The organism is Pseudomonas sp. HMSC065H01 (genome assembly GCF_001815235.1).
Lineage (GTDB): Bacteria > Pseudomonadota > Gammaproteobacteria > Pseudomonadales > Pseudomonadaceae > Pseudomonas > Pseudomonas aeruginosa.
The window spans coordinates 200,678-222,246 of the sequence record NZ_KV819855.1; the positions used below are offsets into that span (position 1 = coordinate 200,678).

The window sequence follows — 21,569 nt, forward strand, 5'->3', positions numbered from 1 at the left end:
CTTATGCTGGGTGGCCAGACAGCCCAGGGATGACCGCAATGACCGCCGAATCGCCGACGATCCGCCTCGAACGCTACAGCGAACGCCACGTGGAAGGCCTCACCGCCCTGTACAACGACCCCGCCGTGGCCCGCCAGGTCCTGCAGATGCCCTACCAGTCGGTGGAGCAGCGCCGCAAGCGCCTGCACGACAGCGCGGACGACGACCGCCTGCTGATCCTCGTCGCCCTGCACCAGGGCGACGTCATCGGCAGCGCCAGCCTCGAACAGCACCCGCGCATCCGCCGCAGCCACAGCGGCAGCATCGGCATGGGCGTCGCCGTCGCCTGGCAGGGCAAGGGCGTCGGCAGCCGCCTGCTCGGCGAACTGCTGGACATCGCCGACAACTGGATGAACCTGCGCCGCGTCGAACTCACCGTCTACACCGACAACGCCCCGGCGCTGGCGCTGTATCGCAAGTTCGGCTTCGAGACCGAAGGGGAGATGCGCGACTACGCGGTGCGGGACGGGCGCTTCGTGGATGTGTACAGCATGGCGCGCTTGCGGAGGGTCGAGGGGCGGGTGGGAGAGTGAGGGGCGGGCGCGACGAGAGGCTGCGGACCGGCGCGACCTCCTGGCTCGCCGGGCTTCCGTTCCACGACAGGTTCGTCCTGGGCTTCGGGCATACGGTGACAGTGGACAAGCAGCGCGGCTGTTATCTGGGAGGCGAGGGCGCGTGACGAAGGATCCTGCGACGGACAGCGGCCTGAACGTGCGCCTGGTCGCCGCGTTCGCCGGCTGGAAAGGCATTCCCTGGCTGTGCTGGGCCCACAGCGACCTGTCCCCGCGGCTGGTCCTGCATGCGGACCGTGTCGAGTTCCGCGTCATCCGCACGCGCTCGAAGCCGTATTCCAGCATTTCCCGGGTGGACTACCGGAAATGGCACTACACCGAGAACATCGTACTGGAGTTCACCGACTCGCTGACGACCTTCATCGGCAATACGATGAACCCCGCCACGGCACGGCAGGCGATTCGGTACTTGCAGGAAAAGGGCTGTCCGTTGTCGGAGCGGGCCAGCAACCTGGCCATGGCGTAGGGCGGATAACCGCAGTGCGGTTATCCGCCGGTTCGGTGCGGTATCAGCGGATAATGCCGTGGAATTATCCGTCTACGACTTTCCAAATCTCATCCATCCGTCGACCGCGTGACCTCTTCCCACGCCGCGATTTCCTCCTCCAGCGCCTTCAGCTTCTGCCGCACCAGCCCCAGTGCATCGCTGCCCAGCAGCAGGTGCGCCGGCGGGTTTTCCGCGTCGATGGCCTGGAGCATGGCGCGCGCGGCCTTGCGCGGGTCGCCCGGTTGCTTGCCGCTCTTTTCCTGGCGCGCCTGGCGGACCGGGTCGAAGAGCGCGTCGTAGTCGGCGATGGTGCGGGGGCTGCGGACCATCGAGCGGCCCGCCCAGTCGGTGCGGAAGGAGCCGGGGGCCACGGCGGTGACGGCGATGCCGAGGCCGGCCACCTCCTTGCCCAAGGCTTCGGAAACCCCTTCCAGGGCGAACTTGCTGCCGCAGTAGTAGGCGATGCCGGGCATGGTGATGTAGCCGCCCATGGAAGTGATGTTGAGGATATGACCGCGGCGGCGCCGACGCATGTAGGGCAGCACGGCCTGGATCATCGCGACCGCGCCGAACAGGTTGACCTCGAACTGCCGGCGCATCTCGGCCAGCGGCGACTCCTCGAGGATGCCTTCATGACCATAGCCGGCACTGTTCACCAGCACGTCCAGCGGACCGATGTCGCGCTCGATGGCTGCGACCGTCGGCTCGATGGCGGCAAGGTCGGTGACGTCCAGCAGCCGGCCGAAGGCTTGGCCCGGCGCCACGGCTTCCAGTGCGCTCCTGGCCTCCTCGCTGCGCACCGTGCCCACCACGCGGTGACCGGAATTCAGGGCCTCGCGGGCCAGGGCCTGGCCGAAGCCGCTGCTGGCGCCGGTGATCAACAGGGTCTTGCGAAACGACATGGTGTGACTCCGTTACGGGGGAATGAGTGCACAATACGCAGAAATTTCCCTATCTCAGAGACCGGAATTTCTCGTTTCATTGCCTGATTCTATGAGCGCATCACTGCCTGATTCAGAAGCCATCCGCTCCGTCGACCGACAGCGCATGGTCGCGTTGCTCGAAAACCTGGCGCCCCGGGAGGGCTACAACCTCACCGGGCTCGACAGCGTCCGTCTGCTGCGTTCGGATCGTCCGCTGGCGCGGACTCCGGTGCTCTACGATCCGGGGATCGTCATCGTTTGCCAGGGGCGAAAGCGCGGCTATTTCGGCGAGCAGATCTACCTGTACGACGAGCAGCACTACCTGGCCGTGGCGGTGCCGGTGCCGTTCACCATGGAGACCGATGCCACGCCAGAGCGACCGCTGCTGGCGATCTACCTGCACCTGGATTTCCCGCTGGCGGCCGGGCTGGCGGTGGAGATCGACCGTCAGCGCGCGCTTGCGCAGGTCGAAGCGCCGCGCAGTCTGATGTCCAGCTCTATGGACGCGCCGCTGCGGGCATCGGTGTTGCGCTTCCTGGAGGCGCTGGGCGATCCGCTGGAGACAGCGATCCTCGCGCCTGCACTACTGCGCGAGCTGTACTTCCGCGTGCTCACCGGCCCTCAGGGCGGCGCCATGCGCGCGGCACTGGCCATGCGCGGGCGCTTCGGCAACATTGCCCGGGCGCTGCGCCGCATCCACGCGCAATACGCCGAGCCGCTCGAGCTGGCGCAACTGGCGGGCGAGGCGGGGATGAGCGTGCCGTCGTTCCACAGCCACTTCAAGGCGATCACCCAGACCTCGCCGATGCAGTACCTGAAGTGCATACGCCTGCATCAGGCGCGTCTGCTGATGGTGCGCCAGGGCATGAGCGCCCAGGCCGCCTGCCATGCGGTCGGTTACGCCAGCGCTTCGCAGTTCAACCGCGAATTCAAGCGTCTGTTCGGCCGTTCGCCACTGGTCGAGGCCCGGCGCCTGCGCGCGGGATTCTCGCTGCCGCCGGCGCAGGGGGGAGAGGAGTACGTGTCGTCGCATTAGTGGGGAGCGGACGCTGAGGTGGGCCCTTGCCATAGAAAATCGGCCTAGTGGTGCCCGGATGGGTTCGGACGAGGAAAAAGGAACGGATCCAACCGGTCATGCAACACTTTTCAGTTCCACTACAGGCAGATTGAGCTCGGACGACACGACCCCGTCGCGTTGCAAGGCCCGCCACAAGCTTCAACAGGGGCTGCTTTGAAGTGGCTGCGTGGTCAAGGGCCCGAACCGAAAATAGTACCTCTGTGCTATTCGAGCTTCTTCGCCGCGACGCTATAGTCCCGCCCTTGATCCCCGCGTTTCGCGGAAACCGGTTGTGCAGGACGCACGCGACTTGGAAGGAACCATGACTCGGCAATCCGTACTCGCCACCGGCCCGGAGGCCAGCGATTGGTGGTGCTTCGGCAGCGGCGACGAGCCGGCGCGCGAGTCGTTCTCTGCCGGTGGGCGTTCGCTTGCGGCGTCGAGGAAACCCGTCGGCGCACAGAGCGGAATGGCCGTGGCCGAGCAGGCGAACCGCGCGCAAGCGTCCGGGCAGGACGCCGCGCCGGGCCTGCGAGCCTTCGACCTGCTGCCTGGCAACCCGCCGAAGAACCCTTAGACACGGAGTCAACCCATGCGCCGGATATTCATCGCGCCGTTACTGGCGTCGCTTTCCCTGGGCGGCTGCATCCAGATGGACACGCTGCCCGAGGTCTACGCCCGCAGCCAGTGGAAGGGCCGTTCCGCCGAGGAAGCGATAGCCTTCTTCGGTACGCCGCAGAACATGGAGCGCACCGCCGACGGCTCGCAGGTGGTGATGCAGTGGTACACCGACACCAGCTATTCCCGCTATGAAGTGGTGGGCTCCAGCTCGGAGATGCAGGGCAACGTGATGGTGAACACCAACTACTGGGATACCGTCAACCACCCCAATCGCTGCATCATTTCCGTCACCGTCGACAAGAGCAAGCGGATCACCCAGTTCGAGGCCGACGACGGCGAGTTGCTGCTGTCCCACGGCTGCGCCGGCATCAAGTACGGCCCGCCGTAGGCCTGAACTCCTCGACCTGCCTTGTCTCAGGAAGCGTGGCTGGCGGCCACCGGGCGCTCGCGCAGGGCGCGCAGGGTGGCGCGCAATTCCGTGGGGCGCACGGGCTTGGAGAGCAGGGCGATGTCGGTGTCTTCGACGCTGGCCTGGATACGCTCGATGTCGTGGCCGCTGATCACCAGCGCCGGTATCGCCTCTCCGCGTTGCCGCCGTACCCGCTCGATGCACTCGACGCCGGAGGCGTGGGGGCCGAGGTCGTAGTCGACGACGAGGATGTCGCAATCGGTTCGCCAGCCGTCCGCCTCGGTTTCCGCCTGGACCGTGCAGCCCCAGCGTTCGAGCAACGCCGAGGTGGCGCGCAGGACGTTGCGATCATCTTCCACCAGGCACACCCGCAAGCCGGTGAGCAGGCCGGCCTGCAGGGGATCGTCGCGGCGGGGCAGGGCTTGCGCGGCGACCGCCGGCAGGCCGTGCAGGGTCACCGCGGTGCCGCGTCCGACCCGCGAGCGCAGCGTCACCTCGATCCCGGTCAACTGCCCCAGGCGGCGGACGATGGACAGCCCCAGGCCGATTCCCTCGACGTCGCGGTCGCGCGTCTCGCGTACCCGGTAGAACTCCTCGAACACCCGCGGCAGGTGTTCCTCCGCGATCCCCCTGCCCTGGTCGTAGATGGCTACGGCCAGGCCGTCGCCTCGCCGCCGCACGCCGATCAGCAGCGGGCGCTCGGCGGCGTACTTGAGGCTGTTGGAGAGCAGGTTCTGCAGCATGGTGGACAGCAGCCCCGGATCGGTTCGCGTCCACAGGCGGCAAGGGCGCAGGCGCAGTTCCACCCCGGCCCAGCGCGCCGCTTCGGCGTTGCGCCGGACCAGGTCGCGCAGCAACTCGCCCAGGTGGACGTTCTCCTGCTTGGGTTGGAGCCGGCCGTTGTCGAGGGTGTAGAGATCGAGGATGGAGCGGAACAGTTGCGAGACGTTGAGCAGCGAGCGGTCGATGTTGTCCACCAGGCGCCGTTCCTCGTCGCCCAGGCGGGCGTCGCGCAGGCAGGCGGTGAACAGGCCGATGGAGTGGATCGGCTGGCGCAGGTCGTGGCTGGCCTGGGCCAGCAGGCGCGATTTCTCCTGGTTCGCCTGCAACGCTTCCTCGGTGGCCTTGCGCGTGCGCTCCAGCAGGAGGTGCGCGTAGAAGGGAATGACGGTACTGGTGGTCATCAGCATCAGCACCATGAACGGCTGAGCCTGCCAGGCCGGGGTCAGTCGATAGATGACCAGTAGCGCGAGCAGCGCCAGGGCGGTGGCGATGGCCAGGTAGCGCGAGCCGTAGCGCATGCCGTTGCCCAGGTTGATCCAGACCATCACCGCGTACAGCGGCAGCGCTGCCTCGCCGCCCACGATCAGGCCGAACGAGGTGCCGGCGTAGTCGTGCAGCATGCAGAAGATCCGCCGCGCCGGGTAGTGCCCCGGCCAGCGCACGATGGCCTGGCGCAGCAATATGGAGGCGATCAGGAACAGGCCGTAGTAGGCAACGATCGGCAGGTAGGTCTCGACCTTCAGGCCGGGCAGCAGGCCGATCAGCACCACGTAGAGAATCGCGCAGGTGGCCACGATCAAACGCAGGTTGGCCTGGTCCAGCTCGGTATTCTTCTCGAACTTCATGTGCACCTCCGTGTGCATGGGAGCGCCGCGCGCCTTTTCCTCTGTTTCGCCCCCTTCGTCACGAAGACGGACGAAGGGTGGGCGCGGCGGTAGCGGGCTAAGGTAGCATGCGCGGCGGAAACTGCGACTCCTGGAGACTACAAGAATGACTGGCCGCATCATCGTCGCCGATGATCATCCGCTGTTTCGCGAGGGCATGCTGAGTATCCTCCAGCGCCTGCTGCCCGAGGCCAGGATCGAGGAGGCCGGCGATCTCGCCGGGGTCCTGCGCCTGGCTGGCGAAGGCGAGCAGCCCGATTCGCTGATCCTCGACCTGCGTTTCCCCGGCCTGACCCGCATCGAGATGCTCGCCGACCTGCGCCGCCAGTTCCCGCGCACCACCCTGATCGTCGTCTCGATGGTCGACGACCCGCAGCTCATCGGCGAAGTGATGAATGCAGGGGCCGACGGCTTCCTCGGCAAGAGCATCGCGCCCGAGGAACTCGGCCAGGCGATTCTGGCCATCCGCGCCGGGGAAGTGCTGGTGCGCTACGAACCCTCCGGTCTCCTGCCGCTGCAGCCCAGCCCGCGCCTGGAGGGGCTCACCGAGCGCCAGCTGGATGTCCTGCGCCTGCTGGCCCAGGGCAAGAGCAACAAGGAGATCGGCCGCGCCCTGGACATCTCCCACTACACGGTGCGCATCCATGTGTCGTCGCTGCTGCGGGCACTGGACGTGCCGTCGCGGACCGCGGCGGCGGTGAAGTACCGGGCGCTGCTGGGGCAGGGGGATGCGGAGTAGCACCATGGGCACGCCGCGGATGCGCCGAGGCGCCGGGGCTGTTTTAATGGCGCACTCTCCATGGCCAAGGAAACGGACACATGCGTAGCCCGCTTGCCACGATCGCCTGTGCCTGCCTGCTGCTCGGCGGCTGCTCCAAGTCCGCCGAGGACAGCGCCAACCCATTGCTGGGCAAGGATGCCGAGTGCCTCGAACTGTTCGCCCGCAGCAATGCGCTGTACTGCGACATCCGCGAGGACGAACGCGAATCCCAGGCGAACGGTACGCCGCGCCGGCACACCGACTACGAGGTAGCCGATGCCGCCTACCTGCTCAAGGCCACCGGGGAGCGCTGCGCGATCGATACGACCTATGTCACGGAGTGTTCGGCGAAGGCCGGGCAGTGGCTGCAGAAGGCCCGCGCCAAGGCGGCGAAGCCCTAGTCGCAGCGCCCGCGCTCAGCGCAGGCGCGTCGCCAGCTCCGCCAGTTCGCCGCGCAGCCAGAGGCTGCCGGCTTCGTCGTCGGCCTGGCGCGACCAGTAGAGATTCAGAGTCACCGCTGGCAGGGCCAGCGGCATCGGCAGCAGGCGGTTGCCCAGGCCGCGGTTGATCAGTTCGGCGTAGCCTCGGGTCAGGGTCAGCAGGTAGCCGCCCTGGGCCACCAGCAACGCCGCCGACAGGTAGTGCTGGCAGCGCTGGCGCACCTGGCGGGCCAGGCCGAGGTGGCCGAGGGCCAGGTCTTCGATGCAGATGCCGCGTCGCCGCGAGGTCACCGCGACATGGTCCGCCGCCAGGTACTCCTCCGCACTCAGGTCGCCGGCGAAGCCCGGCCCGGCCATCACGCACAGGCTGTCGTCGAGCAGGTGCTGGCGGCGCAGGGCGGCGTCGGTGGGCCGGGCGATCTCGATGGCGAGGTCGATGCGTCCGGCGCCCAGTTCCGCCTTCAGGTCCGCCCAGTGCAGGCTGTTGCAGCGTATCTCGATGCGCGGCGCGGCCTGGCGCAGGTGGGCGAGGATCGCCGGGAGCACCAGCGGCTCCAGTTGCTCCGGCATGTTCAGTTGGAAGGTCCGCGCGTCGCGCCGAGGGTCGAACGTCTGGCAGCGATTCATGCTGCGGTGCAGGCCGGCGAGGGCGTCATGGATGCCCGGCGCCAGTCGCTCGGCCAGCGGCGTCGGCGCAACCCCGCGCCCCTGGCGGACGAACAGCGGGTCGCCGAGCTGGTCGCGCAGGCGCGCCAGGGCGTGGCTGACGGCCGACTGGCTGAGATGCAGGAGGCCCGCCGCGCGGGTCAGGTTGCGTTCTCGATAGACCACTTCGAAGACCCGGAACAGGTTCAGATCGAAACGGCTGAGGGGCGACCATTCATGTGGCTGATTCATGTTTGCGCGCGCCTGTCTGGGGAAGGCGCCAGCCTAGCAGGCATGCTCGCCGATAGAACCATGCATAGGCTTCATGGATTTCGATGAATAAGCCTCAGTTCTGCCGCTTCCTTCGGCTGCCTAAGATGCCTGCGACGATGACCAACGCGCCGCCGGGCCAGTTCCTTTCGCCGGCCGCCTGACCCGCTCCCCGGAGAACCTGCCGTGACCGCTCCCTTCAACGCCTTGCTGATCGCCAACCGCGGCGAGATCGCCATTCGCATCGCCCGCGCCTGCGCCGACCTGGGTATCCGCTCGGTGGCGGTGTTCGCGGAAGACGATGCCGCGTCCCTGCACGTGCGCAAGGCCGATGTCGCGCTGCCGCTGGCCGGCCGTGGCGTGGCGGCCTATCTCGACATGGATCGGCTGGTCGCGCTGGCCCTGGAGCAGGGCTGCGAGGCGATCCATCCGGGCTACGGTTTCCTCGCCGAGAACGGCGAATTCGCCCGTCGCTGCCAGCGCGCGGGCATCCACTTCGTCGGGCCGCAAGCGGAAGTGCTCGACCTGTTCGGCGACAAGGCTGCCGCGCGCGCCCTGGCCGAGCGCCTGGAGGTGCCGCTGGTGGCCGGGATCAACCGTGCGGTCAGCGTCGAAGAGGCCGAGGCGTTCCTGGAAGGGCTCGGCGATGGCGCCGCGGTGATGCTCAAGGCCCTTGCCGGCGGCGGCGGACGTGGCATGCGCGCGGTGGAGGAGGTTGCGCAACTGGCCGATGCCTACCGCCGCTGCCGTGCCGAGGCGCAGGCGGCGTTCGGCCGGGACGAGTTATACGTCGAGCAACGGGTAGCGCGGGCGCGGCACATCGAGGTGCAGGTGCTCGGCGACGGCAGCGGTGCGGTCAGCCACCTCTGGGAGCGCGATTGCAGCCTGCAACGGCGCCAGCAGAAGCTGCTGGAGATCGCCCCCAGCCCGGACCTGCCGGAGGCCACTCGTGAGGCGCTGATCGATTGCGCCCTGCGCATGGCCGGCGCGGTGCGCTATCGGGGGATCGGTACCTTCGAGTTCCTGGTCGACGACGAGCGCCCCGGGCGCTTCTATTTCATGGAAGCCAATCCGCGCATCCAGGTGGAGCACACCGTCACCGAGGAAGTCACCGGGGTCGACCTGCTGCACGCCCAGTTGCGTCTCGCCGCCGGCATGGAGCTTGCCGCCCTCGGCCTGGAGCGACCGCCGGCGATCGGCGGCTGCGCGGTGCAACTGCGGATCAACCTGGAGACCCTGGCGGCCGACGGCAGCGCCCGTCCGGCGGTGGGCACTATCGGCGCCTACGAACCGCCCAGCGGTCCCGGCCTGCGGGTGGACGGCTACGGCTATGCCGGCTATCGGGTCAGCCCCAGCTACGATTCGCTGCTGGCCAAGCTGGTCGTGCGCGGTGCGGATTATCCCGCCGCGTTGCGCCGGGCCTACCGGGCGCTCTGCGAATTCCGCCTGGAGGGCGTGGCGAGCAACCTGGATCTGCTGCGCAACCTTCTGCTGCATCCGGCGGTACAGGCCAACCGGGTCGACACCCGCTTCGTCGAAAGCCACCTGGAGACACTGCTGGCGCCTATCCCGGCGAGCCATCCGCGGCTCCGCGCCGAGTGCCCGCTCGCCGAGGACGCCGCGCCTGCGCGGGTCGAGGCGCCACTCGGCAGCCTGCCGCTGTCTGCGCCGAGCAGCGGGGTGCTGGTGGCCCTGGAAGTGGCCGAGGGCGAACGGGTGCGTGCCGGCCAGCGGGTCGCGATCCTGGAAGCGATGAAGATGGAATTCGAGGTCAAGGCACCCGGCGGCGGTATCGTCCGGCGACTCGCGGCGAGCCTCGGGGAGCCTCTGGAGGAGGGCGCGACGCTGCTGTTCCTCGAACCGACGGAGGATGACGACGAGCAGGCACCGACCGAACAGGCGCTGGACCTGGCGCATATCCGCGCCGATCTCGCCGAGGTACTCGAGCGCCAGGCAGCGCTGGGCGACGAGCGTCGTCCGCAGGCGCTGGCCAGGCGGCGCAAGACCGGACAGCGTACCGCGCGGGAGAACGTGCTCGACCTGCTGGACGAGGGCAGCTTCAGCGAATATGGCGGTTTCGCCCTGGCCGCCCAGCGTCGCCGGCGCTCCGCCGAGGAGTTGCTGGAGCTGAGCCCCGCCGATGGCCTGGTCGCCGGCACCGGTACGGTGGGGGCCGCCAGCTTCGGCGTGCAGGCCGCGCGTTGCCTGGTACTGGCCTACGACTACACGGTGTTCGCCGGCACCCAGGGGGTGATGAACCACAAGAAGACCGACCGCCTGCTCGGCCTGGCCGAACAGTGGCGCTTGCCGCTGGTGCTGTTCGCCGAGGGCGGCGGCGGGCGCCCGGGCGATACCGATTTCGTCGGCGTCGCCGGCCTCGATTGCCATACCTTCGTCGGCATGGCCCGGCTCTCCGGGCTGGTGCCGCTGGTGGGAGTGGTCTCCGGTCGCTGCTTCGCCGGCAATGCCGCGTTGCTGGGCTGCTGCGATGTGATCATCGCCACCCGCGACGCCACCATCGGCATGGCCGGCCCGGCGATGATCGAGGGCGGCGGCCTGGGCCGTTTCGCCGCCGAGGAGGTCGGTCCGACGGGCGTGCAGGGGCCCAACGGAGTGATCGACGTACTGGTGGAGGACGAGGCCGAAGCGGTCGCGGTGGCCAGGCGCTATCTCGGCTATTTCCAGGGCCCGCTGCCCGACTGGAGTTGCGCCGACCAGCGCGAGTTGCGCCACCTGGTGCCGGAGAACCGCCTGCGTGCCTACGACATCCGCCAGGCGATCGAGGTCCTGGCCGACCGGGGCAGCGTGCTGGAACTGCGGCGCCAGTTCGCTCCCGGCCTGGTCACCGCGCTGCTGCGCATCGAGGGCCGGGCGTTCGGCCTGATCGCCAACAACCCTGGCCATCTCGGCGGCGCCATCGATGCCGCGGCTGGCGACAAGGCCGCGCGCTTCATGCAGTTGTGCGACGCCTTCGACATCCCGATCGTCTCGCTCTGCGACACCCCTGGCTTCATGGTCGGCCCGGAGGCGGAAAAACAGGCCACGGTGCGCCACGTCTCGCGGATGTTCGTCAGCGCCGCCAGCCTGACGGTGCCGTTCTTCACCGTGGTCCTGCGCAAGGGCTACGGACTGGGAGCCCAGGCCATGGCGGCGGGCAGCTTCCATTCGCCGCTGTTCACCGTCGCCTGGCCCAGCGGCGAGTTCGGCGCCATGGGCCTGGAAGGCGCGGTGCGGCTGGGCTTCGCCAAGGAGCTGGCGGCCGAGGAAGATCCCCAGCGGCGCGAGGCGCTGTTCCGCGGCATGGTGGACACGGCCTACCGCAACGGCAAGGCGCTGAACATGGCCAGCTACCTGGAGATCGACGCGGTGATCGACCCGGCGGAGACCCGCGCCTGGCTCCTGCGCGGCCTGGCCGTCGCCGGAGAACCGGCGCCGAGGGCGGGGCGCAAGCGGCCGTTCGTGGATACCTGGTAGATGGTCGGCCCGCAGTGCCCTGGCGCCTCAGGACGACGGCGGCGTCGCCTGAACCTGCGCGGCGACCGCCGCCTTGTCGATCACCGACCAGACGCCGGCGATGCGCTCGTCTTCGAATTCGTAGAAGACGTTCTCGGCGAAGCGTACCCGCTGGCCGTTGACCGGGATGCCGAACAGCCGGCCGCCGGGTGTGCAGTCGAAGTGCAGGCGGCAGGCGACGCCCGGCGGATCGACGAGCAGGCGTTCGATCTCGAAGCGCAGGTCGGGGATTGCCAGGAAGTCGCCTTCGAGCATCCGCAGGTAGCCGTCGAGTCCGATCTGCACGTCGTTGTAGCGCACCCGGTCATGGACGAAGTCGCCCAGGCGCGCCCAGTCCTGACGGTTCAGGCAGTCGATGTAGGCGCGGTAGCGCTCGGCGAGTCGGTCACGGGTCATGCGGGTCTCCTTCGAGCTGTCCGGGCGGCGTGAGCCAGACCCTAGCAAACCCGCGAGACGCCGTCAGTCGCTAGGCTTCAGCCCAGGCGCATGGACAGCTCGACATCCTCGGCGAAGGGCGTCGACAGGTAGCCGTTGGCCGGCGAGCGGACATGGGCCAGGTACTCGGGACTATGCTCGGCGTTGTCGGCGATCACCAGCGCGCCGGGGCGCAGGCGGCTTTCCAGCAGGGCGAGGACCTCCGGGTAGAGCGCCTTGGCGCCGTCCAGCAGGACCAGGTCGATGCTGTCCGGCAGGTCCTTGGCGAGGGTTTGCAGGGCGTCGCCCTCGCGCAGTTCCACCAGGTCGAGCAGCCCCCCGGCGGCCAGGTTGCGCCGTGCCCGCTCGGCCTTGGAGGGTTCGAACTCGCTGCCGATCAGGCGGCCACCGCCGTTGTCCCGCAGCGCTGCGGCGAGGTGCAGGGTGGACAGGCCGAAGGACGTGCCGAACTCGACGATGCTGCGCGCCGAGCTGCTGCGCGCCAGCATGTAGAGCAGGCAGCCGGTTTCGCGGGAGACGGGCAGCGCCAGGTCCTTCAGGCGACCGTAGAACTCGCGGTATTCGGTCTTGCTGCCCATGAGGCGCTTCAGTTCGGCCTCCGAGAGGTCGGCGAGGGCGGGACTGTCGCCCGGTGCGCTGGCTTCGGCTTCGGCGAACAGGCGTTGCAGGAGATCGGCGAGCGGGGCGTTGGTGAGGGTATTCATGGATGGCTCCGGGAATGTTTGAGCGCGTAAGTGCGTGGACCTAGAATGCGACGGATTCATCGCATTCCGCCATTCGCATTCCGGAGCCTTCCATGAGCGACAAGCGAAACCCGCGTATTTCCTCGCGCAAGCAGCCGCAGCAGGCCCGTTCCAGTGAGTTGGTGGCGAGCATCCTGGAGGCGGCTGTTCAGGTTCTGGCCAGCGAAGGCGCGCAACGTTTCACCACCGCGCGGGTGGCGGAGCGCGCCGGGGTGAGCATCGGTTCGCTGTACCAGTATTTTCCGAACAAGGCGGCGATCCTCTTCCGCCTGCAAAGCGACGAGTGGCGGCGCACCACGCGTCTGCTCGGCGAGATCCTCGAGGACACCACCCGGCCGCCGCTGGCGCGCTTGCGCCGGCTGGTGCTGGCATTCGTGCGCTCGGAGTGCGAAGAGGCGGCGATACGCGTGGCGCTGAGCGACGCGGCGCCGCTGTATCGCGACGCCGACGAGGCGCGGGAGGTGAAGGCGGAGGGCGCGCGGGTGTTCCAGGTGTTTCTCCGGGAGGCCTTGCCGGAGGTCGCCGAGGCCGAGCGCAGCCTGGCCGGCGACTTGCTCACCACCACCCTCGGCGCGGTCGGCAAGCAGTTCTCCGAACAGCCGCGCAGCGAGGCGGAGATCGAGCGTTACGCCGAGGCCCTGGCCGATATGCTCTGCGCCTATCTCGCCGCCCTTGACGAGCGCTGAGGTGCCGGGTGGCCGGAGCAAAACCGTCGCTTGGCCCAGCGGCCCAGGTACGCGGCTGGCGCGTGCGTAGGCTTGGCGGAGCAGGCGTTTATCGGCGGAAGCGACCGGCGTCTGCCGGTCGCGGGAGGGATCAGGCTTCGGCGATGCCGGTGACGACGATGCCGAAGCGGCGCAGCAGCAGTTCCGCCGGCTCGTCGCTTTCCAGCTTGCCGGTGCTGTAGTGGCCCGGCTTGAGGTTGGCCTCGGCCCATTCCAGCAGGTGCTCGGCGACCTCTTCGGGGCTCGGCTTGTGGGGGAACGGCAGGACTTGGCGCTCGGTGGCTTCGTCCTTGCTGTAGGTGATTGCCCAATCGCTCATGGGTAGGCTCCTTGTTTTCGCTGAGTTGGCAGGCCGGCAGGGCCCGAAGGGTAGACCGGCGCGGTCGCGCAAGGGTTGCCCTGGCGCGATGGGCGGTCCGCGTCCGACTGTCGGCCGAGGGCGGAAAACACTTATGATTCAGCCACATGCTTTGTCTGGACCGGTCCCCGATGCTGTCTGCCGTACGGCGCTACAAGTCGATGCTCTCCAGCGCCCTGGCGCGTTGTTTCCCGCGTACCACCGCCTACCTGCAGGCCGAGCGCGAGGCTCGCGAAGCCTTGTTGCAGCCGGCCAAGGCCCGCTCCAGGAAGAACGCCGCGAAGGCTCCGGCCAAGGCCGCCGGCAAGCCTGCGAAGGGCGCCGTTCGGGGGACCCCACGCAAGCCCGCTGCCGCCTCGCAGGGCGCGCCGCAGGGAATCTATCCGGCTGCCGCACTGAAGGTCGACGAATCCCAGGAGCGCACCATGCGCGAGCAGGTGGCGCAGGCCGTGACGCTCGGTGTGGTCAGCCCGCCGTCCGAGGAACAGTGGGCGATGATCCTCTGCCGCCAGCCGCTGGCGCGGATCTTTGCCGGTGCCGGCTCGGGCAAGTCGACCACCCTGGTCCTGCGGGTGGTGTTCATGCTCTGCCACCTGGGCGTCGAGCCGCAGCGGCTGACAGTGATTTCCTTCACCAACGCCTCCTGTACGCAGTTGCGCGAACAATTGCTGCGGCTGCTCGCGCACTGGCAGTACCCGTTCGACGCGGCCCAGGCGCGGCAGTGCGTGCGCACTTTCCATTCGGCGCTCGGCAGCCTGGCCCGCGAGGTGCTCGGCAATCCGCGCTGGTTCGAACAACTGGACGACCGCGACCCCGCCGCCGAGCCGGACAACCCCCTTGCCGCCGGACGCCTGCGTCCGGCCCAGCAGCGCCTGCTGAAGCAGGCCTACCAGCAGTGCTACGCGGAAAGCCCGGCGTTCCGCGCCAAGACCCACAAGCTGCTGGAACTGCCGCCGCCGGCGGAGCCGGAAGAGGGCGCGCGACGGCAGCCGAAGGCGCCGCTGGAGCCGTTCAAGCTGGCCGGCGAGTTCCAGGCGCTGCCGCTGTACGAAGCCTTCCATGCCCAGGCCGGGTTCGCCGAGAGCCTGGGCCTGCGCGTCGAACGCCTGGACAGCGGCAAGCTGGAATGCGGGTTGCGCGAGAAGATCTTCGTCGAAGCCATGGCACTGTTCTGGGCGAGGTTCCAGGCGCTGTTGCGCGAGGAGGGCCTGATGACCTTCGACGCCGCGTTCCAGCAGCTCGGCGAGCGGATGGCCGGCGGGGCCCTGGCGGAAACGGCGCTGGCGCCGTTCACCCATCTGCTGATCGACGAGTTCCAGGATGTCTCGCCGCAGATCGTCCTCTGGCTACAGGCGTTGCACCGTCGCCTGGCGACCCAGGGCACCGCGCCGAGCCTGATGGCCATCGGCGACGACTGGCAGTCGATCTACGGCTGGCGCGGCAGTTCGCCGGAGCTGTTCATCGACTTCGACCGGCACTTCCCCTCGCGTGGGCGGGGACGCAAGAGCGCGCTGCTGGTGCTGGAAACCAACTACCGCTCCGTCGAACCGATCATTCGCGACGGCGAGAAGGTGCTGGCCGGGGTGCGTTTCAAGCAGGACAAGACCTGCCGCGCGTTCCGCCCGATCCAGCCGGGCGACCATGGCGTGAAGCTGGTGCAGCGTTTCGACCTGCGTGCGCAACTGCCGAAGCTACTGGCGGAAATCCGCGCCCAGTGCGAGCACGCCGCCGCTCGCGAGAGCAGCGAGCGCACCGCGGTGCTGTTGCTGAGCCGGCGCAACGAGCCGTTGCAGGCGATCCAGGCGGAGTTGGATCGCGCGCTGCCGGTGAAGGGCATGACCATCCATCGCGCCAAGGGCCTCCAGGCCGAAGTGGCGATCGTCGTCGACGACTGCCTGCCGGGCGAGAAGCATCCGTTGCGCAACGCGCTGTACGCGGCTTCGGGTTTCTTCCGCAACAGCTACGACCAGGCCATGGAGGACGAAAGCCTGCGCCTGGCCTACGTGGCGATTACCCGTGGCGTCAGCCGGGTGCTCTGGTACACGCGCAAGGCCCAGGGCGCCACGGCCCTGTTGGCCCGACGCTGAGGACGACCGTCTCGGCGGGCTACGCCTGGCGCTGCATCCAGGCGCTGAATGCGCGCAGGCGCTCGATGAACACCGCCGGGTCGGTGACCTGGTCGTCCAGTACGGCCTTGAAATATTCCAGGGCCGGCGCCTGTCCGGGGTGCCGCGCGCGAAACAGCGCCAGGTAATGCTCCAGGGTCTCCGGCCAGACGCTCTCCGTCTCCCCGCGAAGGATGTCGCTGGAGCGGATCAGCTTCTTCGCCGCTTCTCGTTGCAGGCGGCGGCGCTCCTCCTCCGAGGACGCGCTTTCCAGGCGTCGCGCATAGTCTTCCAGCACCTGCGCATAGTCGCCGTTGAGGGCCAGGGCGATGGCTTTCGCCGGACGCAAGGGCGGCAGGTCGCTGGCCAGGTCTTCGCCCCACAGGCAGCGGCAGCGGTGCTTGAGCCAATAGCCCCAGCTATCGCGGTTGGCCGGATCGCGGGCCTGGTCCAGGTGGCCGATATCGAAATCGATCTTGCTGACTTCCGGGTGGCGCGCCTGCAATGCCAGGCGCGCGGTTTCCAGTTGCGCGGCCAGTTCGGGGCTGGGCGGGTCGCGCAGGACCAGGGTCAGGTCGAGGTCGGAGCGCCCCGTGATGGCCTCGCCGCGGGCGACGCTGCCGTACAGGTAGACGCTGTGCACGGCCCGCTCGAACGGAGGCCGGGCCAGGGTTCGGCGCAGGTCGTCGAGCAGGGGGCGAAAGGCCGCCTGCGGTTCGACGCGTGGCGGCAGGGGGATGAAGCCATCGGGCATGTCCATGCCGACAGCCTAGCGACACGCCGCCCGCGCGTCGATCAGCCTGCGTTGCGGAACAGCAGCGCCTTGAGGCCCGCCGCGGGGTCGACATCGGGGAACTCCGGCGGATTCTCCAGGCGTTCGACGAAGTGCAGCAACGGCGCCTCGCGGGCGGTTTCCTCGAGGAGGAAGTCGGGGCCGATGGCCGGGTCATTGATACAGGCCAGCAGGGTGCCGCCGGGCACCAGCAGTTCCGGCAGGCGGCGGAGGATCCTGCGGTAGTCCTGGGTCAGGACGAAGCTGCCTTTCTGGAAGCTCGGCGGATCGACGATCACCAGGTCGTACGGGCCGAGCTTGCGCAGCTTGCCCCAGGACTTGAACAGTTCGTGGCCGAGGAAGCTCACCCGGCCGAGGTCGTGGCCGTTCAGGCGGTGATTGTCGCGGCCGCGGTTGAGCGGGCCGCGGGCCATGTCCAGGTTGACCACCTGGCTGGCGCCGCCGGCAATGGCCGCCACCGAGAAGCCGCAGGTGTAGGCGAACAGGTTGAGCACGCGGCGGCCGGCGGCCTGCTCCTGCACCCAGCGGCGGCCCAGGCGCATGTCGAGGAACAGCCCGGTGTTCTGGTTGCGCCCCAGGTCGAGGCGGAAGCGCAGTCCGTTTTCCACGATGTCCCAGGTTTCCAGCGGCTCGCCCGAAAGCCATTCGCAGGCGCTGTCTGGGCGGTAGCGGTGCTGCAGGACCAGGTGCCGGCCCTGGCTCGCAGCCCAGGCCGGCGCCGTGGTCAGTTGCCCCAGGGTCCGGCGCAAGGCCTCCAGTTCCTCCGGCTGCGGCTCCTTGAACAGAGTCACCAGCAGGACGCCCTGCAGCCAGTCCGCGGTCAATTGTTCCAGGCCCGGCCAGCAGCGGCCGCGACCATGGAACAGACGGCGGGTCTCCGCCGGCGCCGGGGACAGCGCGGCGAGCAGGTGCTGGAGGAGGGTATCGAGGGCTTCGCGATTCATGGCGGTTCGGCGTTGAAAAAGGGGCGGATTCTACCCGTTGCGTGACGGCCAGTCCGCCCCTTCGCTTCAATCGGGCGTCGCGGGCGCAGGCGCGGCGTTGGCCGGGCCGCCATCCTGGATCATCAGCAGGCTCTGCGGCGAGGACAGCGCGATGCCTTCGCTGCGCAAGCGGTCGAGGATGGTGAAGAGCAGGTCGCTGCGCGCGCCGGCCACCGAACGCGGGCTGTTGACGAAGCCGCTGGCGTTGAGCACCAGGCCGTTGCTGGCGAGATCCTTGAACGTCACCGAGGGCGCCGGTGCGTCGAGGATCGCCGGGTGTTCGGCGAAGGTCTGCAGGAGCAGTTCGCGGACCTTCATCGCGTCGGTGTCCAGCGGCAGGGTCAGGTTCACCCCGACCACCCCGAGGGCATTGCCCATGGTCACGTTGCGCACGGTCTGGGAGATGAACTGCGAGTTCGGCACGATCACCGTGGAGCGGTCGCCCATCTGGATCTCGGTGGCGCGCACGTTGATCCGCCGGATATCGCCCTCCACCCCGCCCAGGCTGACCCAGTCGCCGACCTTCACCGGCCGCTCGGTCAGCAGGATCAGGCCGGAAATGAAGTTCTGCACGATGGCCTGCAGGCCGAAGCCGATGCCTACCGAGAGGGCGCTGACCACCCAGGTCAGGCTGGTCAGGTTGATGCGCAGGGTGGACATCACCAGCATCGCCAGGAGCACGAAGCCGAGGTAGCCGACCAGGGTCACCAGCGAGGCGCGCATGCCGGCGTCCATGTTGGTTTCCGGCAGCAACCGCTCGCTCAGCCAGCGCTTGACGATGCGCAGGGCGAACAGGCCGCCGACGAACAGCAGCAGGGCGACCAGGATGTCCTGCGGGACGATGTTCAGGTTGCCCAGGGTCTTGCTGCTTTCGCCCAGTTGGGTGAAGCCCTGCAGCAGTTCGCTGGGGCTCGAGCCGACCGGAAGGAAGGCCAGCAGCAGCGCGGTGAGCAGCAGCAGGGTGCGGCCGACCCCGGCCAGCACCGTGCTGGCCTGGGCCTGGTGGCGCGGCGACAGGCCGAGCGCATTGGCCAGCGCCAGGCCGCTGGGATGCTTGGGCGAGAGCAGGGTTTCGCAGATGTCGCCGAAGAAAGCGATCAGCAGGTAGGTGGTGGCCGCGATCACGCTGATCCACAGCAGCTTGCCGGTGAGGAAGTAGGCCAGCGAGAGGTAGCCGGTGAACAGGGCGAGGAGGATCGCCGCGATCCATACCGAGGCGACGAAGGGGATCAGCCCGGCGATCCCGCCTGGCCGCTCCAGGTCGTGCTTGCGCCGCACATGGTGGTAGCGCAGCAGGGCGGTGGCGAAGATCAGCGCGGTGACCAGCGCGGTCAGGCCGTTGAGGGCGACGGTCAGGGCCAGGCTGGTGCCGGTGACGCTGTTGATCCGTTCCTCGGTGGCCACCAGCATCAGCGCCACCGCGAGGATCGCCGGGAACGGGCCGAGGGCGCTGGCGATCCTGTCTGGGATCGCCGGCAGCCGCCAGGATGGTCGCGGCAGCATCAGCAGGGCGCGGCCGAGGCCGGCGATGAAGGCGCAGAAGGTCGCCAGGCTCACCAGTTGATCGGTCAGGCTGGCCATGTCGGGGCTCAGGCTGGCGTTGCTTTCCAGGCCCCAGCGCATCAGCGACACCGCGCCGACGATGGTCAGGATGGTCGCCAGCCCGACCGCCAGGGCCAGGGCGCTGCGCCGCAGGCGGCCTTCCGGCAGCCAGCGGATCATCGCCCAGGTAAGCATGCGCTCCAGCAGGCGGCGGCCGAAGCTCCAGACCAGCACGGTGGCCAGCAGGGTTCCGGCGAAGGCCCAGCGGTGTCCGGGCGCGATGGCGCTGTCGAAGGCGACCAGGGCCTCCGCCTTCAGCTTGTCCAGCCGGCGCAGGTCGTCGTCGGTGGGACGGATCAGGGTCGACCAGAAGCTCGGGCTGAACGGTGTCGCCGCGCGGCTGCTGATCTGCGAGTTGAACAGGCTGCGGCGCAGGTTGACGATCTGTGCTGCCAGGTCGCGGGACGACTGGCCGAGCTGGGTGGCCTGGCGTTCGTCGTCGAGCAGGGCGTTCTTCTGCCGGGTCAGGGCCTGGCGCTGGGCGGCGAGGCTTTCCGCCTCGTCGGGCTGCGGCGGGCCGATCACTTTCAACTGATCGTCGAGCCGCTCGATGTCGGCCACCCGCAGCGCGAGCAGGGCGTCGGCCTGGCGCTGGACTTGCAGCGCGCTCTGGCGCAACTCGGCGAGGAGGTCGTCGCTGGCGTCGGCGGTGACGCGCTGGCGGATCCGGTCGAGTTGCGCGTTGAGCTGGTCGAGGCTGGCGTCCTCGGCCAGGGCGGCCGGCGCTTCCAGGTCGACGGCCGCCTGCGGAGCCGGCCTGGCGGCCCAGGCCTCGCTGCCCAGGCTCAGGAGCAGGCCAAGGGCCATGGCGAACTGGCAGAGCAACATATGCAGGCTGGCGCGCCTCATCGAATCCCCCTTTCGATCCTGACTGGCTCAAGCAGTATGGACCGGCGCGGACGCCGAGTAATTCCCCGCGTCGATAATCGCCAGGCGGCGCTAAAGGGACATGTATTCTGGCCATATCGATCCCTTTTTGGCCGCCGCCGCCGTTTTGCCGCGACCGCGCGCTGGGCAGAATCCCTCCACCAAGAACAAGAAACCTGCGAGGTCTCTCCATGCTGAGCGTCTACAGCGACGATCATCGTCTGCACTTCGGCCAGTCGGAACTGGTCGACGGCAAGCTGCAACCCTGTTTCGAAATGCCCAGCCGGGCCGACACCGTGCTGGCCCGGGTGAAGTCGCAGAACCTTGGCGAGGTGATCGCGCCGAAGGATTTCGGCCGCGAGCCGCTGCTGCGCATCCACGACGCCGCCTACCTGGACTTCCTCCAGGGCGCCTGGGCCCGCTGGACCGCCGAAGGCCACAGCGGCGACCTGGTGTCCACCACCTTCCCCGGCCGCCGCCTGCGCCGCGACGGGCCGATCCCCACGGCGCTGATGGGCGAGCTGGGCTACTACAGCTTCGACACCGAGGCGCCGATCACCGCCGGCACCTGGCAGGCCATCTACAGCTCCGCCCAGGTCGCGCTGACCGCCCAGGAGCATATGCGCCAGGGCGCCCGCAGCGCCTTCGCTCTCTGCCGTCCGCCGGGCCATCACGCCGGTGGCGACTTCATGGGCGGCTACTGCTTCCTCAACAATGCCGCCATCGCCACCCAGGCGTTCCTCGACCAGGGCGCCCGGCGCGTGGCGATCCTTGATGTCGACTATCACCATGGCAACGGCACCCAGGATATCTTCTACCGCCGCGACGACGTGCTGTTCGCCTCGATCCATGGCGATCCGCGGGTCGAATACCCGTACTTCCTCGGCTACGCCGACGAGCGCGGTGAAGGCGCCGGCGAGGGCTGCAACCACAACTATCCGCTGGCCCATGGCAGCGGCTGGGACCTCTGGTCGGCGGCGCTCGACGACGCCTGCGTGCGGATCGCCGGCTACGCCCCGGATGCCCTGGTGATTTCCCTCGGCGTGGACACCTACAAGGAAGACCCGATCTCCCAGTTCAGGCTGGATTCGCCGGACTACCTGCGGATGGGCGAGCGCATCGCCCGGCTGGGCCTGCCGACCCTGTTCATCATGGAAGGCGGCTATGCGGTGGAAGCCATCGGCATCAACGCGGTCAACGTGCTGCAGGGCTACGAAGGCGCGGCCCGCTGAGGAGCGAAGCATGCAATCGACTCGCAAGCTGCTGGCCGGCCTCGCGCTGGCCGTTTCCGCCGGGCTGGTCCAGGCCGCGCCGGAAGTACGGATCTACAACTGGTTCGACTACATCGCCCCGGACACCCTGAAGAACTTCCAGGCGCAGACCGGCATCGCGCCGAAGTACGACGTCTACGACAGCAACGAGGTGCTCGAGGCCAAGCTGCTGTCCGGGCATTCCGGCTACGACCTGGTGGTGCCCAGCGACAGCTTCCTGCCCAACTACCTGAAGGCCGAGGTGTTCCAGCCGCTGGACAAGAGCAAGCTGCCGAACTGGAAGA

At 68.6% G+C, this 21,569-nt stretch carries 20 protein-coding genes and 1 pseudogene; 12 read left to right on the plus strand and 9 right to left on the minus strand.

The genetic code is table 11. From position 1 onward, the window contains the following. Nucleotides 1–38: 38 nt before the first annotated feature. Complete coding sequence (locus HMPREF3014_RS06570; RefSeq protein WP_003082887.1) at nt 39–572, plus strand: GNAT family N-acetyltransferase; 534 nt, start codon at nt 39–41, stop codon at nt 570–572. Nucleotides 573–714: 142 nt separating this feature from the next. Then, nucleotides 715–1,077 (plus strand): hypothetical protein, encoded by a 363-nt coding sequence (locus HMPREF3014_RS06575; protein ID WP_003082890.1) that lies wholly within the window; start codon nt 715–717, stop codon nt 1,075–1,077. A gap of 89 nt (nt 1,078–1,166) precedes the next feature. Here the strand turns inward: HMPREF3014_RS06575 and HMPREF3014_RS06580 are convergent, their stop codons facing one another. Continuing rightward, on the minus strand, nt 1,167–2,000 hold the full coding sequence (locus HMPREF3014_RS06580) for an oxidoreductase (protein ID WP_023087629.1): 834 nt from the start codon (nt 1,998–2,000) through the stop codon (nt 1,167–1,169). A gap of 91 nt (nt 2,001–2,091) precedes the next feature. Between HMPREF3014_RS06580 and HMPREF3014_RS06585 the strand changes: the two genes are divergently transcribed. The 3 genes from HMPREF3014_RS06585 (at nt 2,092) to HMPREF3014_RS06595 (ending at nt 4,087) form a co-directional block, all read left to right on the plus strand. Further along, complete coding sequence (locus HMPREF3014_RS06585; protein WP_073647861.1) at nt 2,092–3,057, plus strand: AraC family transcriptional regulator; 966 nt, start codon at nt 2,092–2,094, stop codon at nt 3,055–3,057. A 343-nt stretch (nt 3,058–3,400) separates the two neighbouring features. Beyond that, the gene (locus tag HMPREF3014_RS06590; protein ID WP_009314835.1) at nt 3,401–3,655 is read left to right on the plus strand and encodes a hypothetical protein; all 255 of its coding nucleotides are present in this window, start codon (nt 3,401–3,403) and stop codon (nt 3,653–3,655) included. Between the two features lie 15 nt (nt 3,656–3,670). Beyond that, nucleotides 3,671–4,087, plus strand: coding sequence for a hypothetical protein (locus HMPREF3014_RS06595; RefSeq protein ID WP_003082897.1), 417 nt, complete (start codon nt 3,671–3,673; stop codon nt 4,085–4,087). A gap of 26 nt (nt 4,088–4,113) precedes the next feature. On the opposite strand, the gene HMPREF3014_RS06600 is transcribed toward HMPREF3014_RS06595, so the two are convergent. Next, a complete protein-coding gene (locus tag HMPREF3014_RS06600) occupies nt 4,114–5,736 on the minus strand; it encodes a two-component system sensor histidine kinase (RefSeq protein ID WP_014603138.1) in 1,623 nt (540 codons plus the stop codon). Between the two features lie 145 nt (nt 5,737–5,881). Between HMPREF3014_RS06600 and HMPREF3014_RS06605 the strand changes: the two genes are divergently transcribed. After that, nucleotides 5,882–6,514: a response regulator gene (locus HMPREF3014_RS06605; RefSeq protein ID WP_003082901.1), complete on the plus strand. Its 633-nt coding sequence runs from the start codon at nt 5,882–5,884 to the stop codon at nt 6,512–6,514. Between the two features lie 80 nt (nt 6,515–6,594). Beyond that, nucleotides 6,595–6,936: a hypothetical protein gene (locus tag HMPREF3014_RS06610; protein WP_003082903.1), complete on the plus strand. Its 342-nt coding sequence runs from the start codon at nt 6,595–6,597 to the stop codon at nt 6,934–6,936. A gap of 15 nt (nt 6,937–6,951) precedes the next feature. Here the strand turns inward: HMPREF3014_RS06610 and HMPREF3014_RS06615 are convergent, their stop codons facing one another. After that, nucleotides 6,952–7,872, minus strand: a complete 921-nt coding sequence (locus HMPREF3014_RS06615; protein ID WP_016851841.1) for a LysR family transcriptional regulator — start codon at nt 7,870–7,872, stop codon at nt 6,952–6,954. Nucleotides 7,873–8,076: 204 nt separating this feature from the next. Here HMPREF3014_RS06615 and HMPREF3014_RS06620 point away from each other — a divergent pair, with 204 nt between their 5' ends. Further along, nucleotides 8,077–11,364 (plus strand): acetyl-CoA carboxylase family protein, encoded by a 3,288-nt coding sequence (locus HMPREF3014_RS06620; protein WP_023087627.1) that lies wholly within the window; start codon nt 8,077–8,079, stop codon nt 11,362–11,364. Nucleotides 11,365–11,391: 27 nt separating this feature from the next. Here the strand turns inward: HMPREF3014_RS06620 and HMPREF3014_RS06625 are convergent, their stop codons facing one another. Further along, a complete protein-coding gene (locus HMPREF3014_RS06625; protein ID WP_003145185.1) occupies nt 11,392–11,799 on the minus strand; it encodes an ester cyclase in 408 nt (135 codons plus the stop codon). A 77-nt stretch (nt 11,800–11,876) separates the two neighbouring features. Then, a complete protein-coding gene (locus tag HMPREF3014_RS06630) occupies nt 11,877–12,542 on the minus strand; it encodes an O-methyltransferase (protein WP_003082920.1) in 666 nt (221 codons plus the stop codon). 92 nt (nt 12,543–12,634) lie between these two features. Here HMPREF3014_RS06630 and HMPREF3014_RS06635 point away from each other — a divergent pair, with 92 nt between their 5' ends. Next, entirely contained in the window at nt 12,635–13,267 is a 633-nt protein-coding gene (locus HMPREF3014_RS06635) for a TetR/AcrR family transcriptional regulator (protein ID WP_017148881.1), read from the plus strand. Between the two features lie 130 nt (nt 13,268–13,397). Here HMPREF3014_RS06635 and HMPREF3014_RS06640 read toward each other — a convergent pair whose 3' ends face one another. Beyond that, nucleotides 13,398–13,625: a hypothetical protein gene (locus tag HMPREF3014_RS06640; protein WP_003082927.1), complete on the minus strand. Its 228-nt coding sequence runs from the start codon at nt 13,623–13,625 to the stop codon at nt 13,398–13,400. A gap of 170 nt (nt 13,626–13,795) precedes the next feature. Between HMPREF3014_RS06640 and HMPREF3014_RS06645 the strand changes: the two genes are divergently transcribed. Beyond that, nucleotides 13,796–15,751: a UvrD-helicase domain-containing protein gene (locus HMPREF3014_RS06645; RefSeq protein ID WP_019726021.1), complete on the plus strand. Its 1,956-nt coding sequence runs from the start codon at nt 13,796–13,798 to the stop codon at nt 15,749–15,751. Nucleotides 15,752–15,770: 19 nt separating this feature from the next. Here HMPREF3014_RS06645 and HMPREF3014_RS06650 read toward each other — a convergent pair whose 3' ends face one another. The 3 genes from HMPREF3014_RS06650 to HMPREF3014_RS06660 form a co-directional block, all read right to left on the minus strand. Beyond that, the gene (locus HMPREF3014_RS06650) at nt 15,771–16,529 is read right to left on the minus strand and encodes a nucleotidyltransferase domain-containing protein (protein WP_003122959.1); all 759 of its coding nucleotides are present in this window, start codon (nt 16,527–16,529) and stop codon (nt 15,771–15,773) included. 35 nt (nt 16,530–16,564) lie between these two features. Beyond that, on the minus strand, nt 16,565–17,506 hold the full coding sequence (locus tag HMPREF3014_RS06655) for a class I SAM-dependent methyltransferase (RefSeq protein ID WP_023087626.1): 942 nt from the start codon (nt 17,504–17,506) through the stop codon (nt 16,565–16,567). Nucleotides 17,507–17,572: 66 nt separating this feature from the next. Then, entirely contained in the window at nt 17,573–19,996 is a 2,424-nt protein-coding gene (locus HMPREF3014_RS06660) for a DUF3772 domain-containing protein (protein ID WP_023087625.1), read from the minus strand. A 209-nt stretch (nt 19,997–20,205) separates the two neighbouring features. Between HMPREF3014_RS06660 and aphA the strand changes: the two genes are divergently transcribed. Further along, on the plus strand, nt 20,206–21,246 hold the full coding sequence (gene aphA, locus HMPREF3014_RS06665) for an acetylpolyamine amidohydrolase AphA (RefSeq protein WP_003105417.1): 1,041 nt from the start codon (nt 20,206–20,208) through the stop codon (nt 21,244–21,246). Between the two features lie 10 nt (nt 21,247–21,256). Further along, nucleotides 21,257–21,569: pseudogene (locus HMPREF3014_RS06670) on the plus strand (spermidine/putrescine ABC transporter substrate-binding protein PotF); the annotation flags it as partial.

Bases quoted from the DNA above. Each gene is read 5' to 3' on its own strand.
- HMPREF3014_RS06570 (WP_003082887.1), top strand. From the start codon at position 39: ATGACCGCCGAATCGCCGACGATCCGCCTCGAACGCTACAGCGAACGC.
- HMPREF3014_RS06580 (WP_023087629.1), bottom strand. From the start codon at position 2,000: ATGTCGTTTCGCAAGACCCTGTTGATCACCGGCGCCAGCAGCGGCTTC.
- HMPREF3014_RS06585 (WP_073647861.1), top strand. From the start codon at position 2,092: ATGAGCGCATCACTGCCTGATTCAGAAGCCATCCGCTCCGTCGACCGA.
- HMPREF3014_RS06590 (WP_009314835.1), top strand. From the start codon at position 3,401: ATGACTCGGCAATCCGTACTCGCCACCGGCCCGGAGGCCAGCGATTGG.
- HMPREF3014_RS06595 (WP_003082897.1), top strand. From the start codon at position 3,671: ATGCGCCGGATATTCATCGCGCCGTTACTGGCGTCGCTTTCCCTGGGC.
- HMPREF3014_RS06600 (WP_014603138.1), bottom strand. From the start codon at position 5,736: ATGAAGTTCGAGAAGAATACCGAGCTGGACCAGGCCAACCTGCGTTTG.
- HMPREF3014_RS06605 (WP_003082901.1), top strand. From the start codon at position 5,882: ATGACTGGCCGCATCATCGTCGCCGATGATCATCCGCTGTTTCGCGAG.
- HMPREF3014_RS06610 (WP_003082903.1), top strand. From the start codon at position 6,595: ATGCGTAGCCCGCTTGCCACGATCGCCTGTGCCTGCCTGCTGCTCGGC.
- HMPREF3014_RS06615 (WP_016851841.1), bottom strand. From the start codon at position 7,872: ATGAATCAGCCACATGAATGGTCGCCCCTCAGCCGTTTCGATCTGAAC.
- HMPREF3014_RS06625 (WP_003145185.1), bottom strand. From the start codon at position 11,799: ATGACCCGTGACCGACTCGCCGAGCGCTACCGCGCCTACATCGACTGC.
- HMPREF3014_RS06630 (WP_003082920.1), bottom strand. From the start codon at position 12,542: ATGAATACCCTCACCAACGCCCCGCTCGCCGATCTCCTGCAACGCCTG.
- HMPREF3014_RS06635 (WP_017148881.1), top strand. From the start codon at position 12,635: ATGAGCGACAAGCGAAACCCGCGTATTTCCTCGCGCAAGCAGCCGCAG.
- HMPREF3014_RS06640 (WP_003082927.1), bottom strand. From the start codon at position 13,625: ATGAGCGATTGGGCAATCACCTACAGCAAGGACGAAGCCACCGAGCGC.
- HMPREF3014_RS06645 (WP_019726021.1), top strand. From the start codon at position 13,796: ATGCTGTCTGCCGTACGGCGCTACAAGTCGATGCTCTCCAGCGCCCTG.
- HMPREF3014_RS06650 (WP_003122959.1), bottom strand. From the start codon at position 16,529: ATGGACATGCCCGATGGCTTCATCCCCCTGCCGCCACGCGTCGAACCG.
- HMPREF3014_RS06655 (WP_023087626.1), bottom strand. From the start codon at position 17,506: ATGAATCGCGAAGCCCTCGATACCCTCCTCCAGCACCTGCTCGCCGCG.
- HMPREF3014_RS06660 (WP_023087625.1), bottom strand. From the start codon at position 19,996: ATGAGGCGCGCCAGCCTGCATATGTTGCTCTGCCAGTTCGCCATGGCC.
- aphA (WP_003105417.1), top strand. From the start codon at position 20,206: ATGCTGAGCGTCTACAGCGACGATCATCGTCTGCACTTCGGCCAGTCG.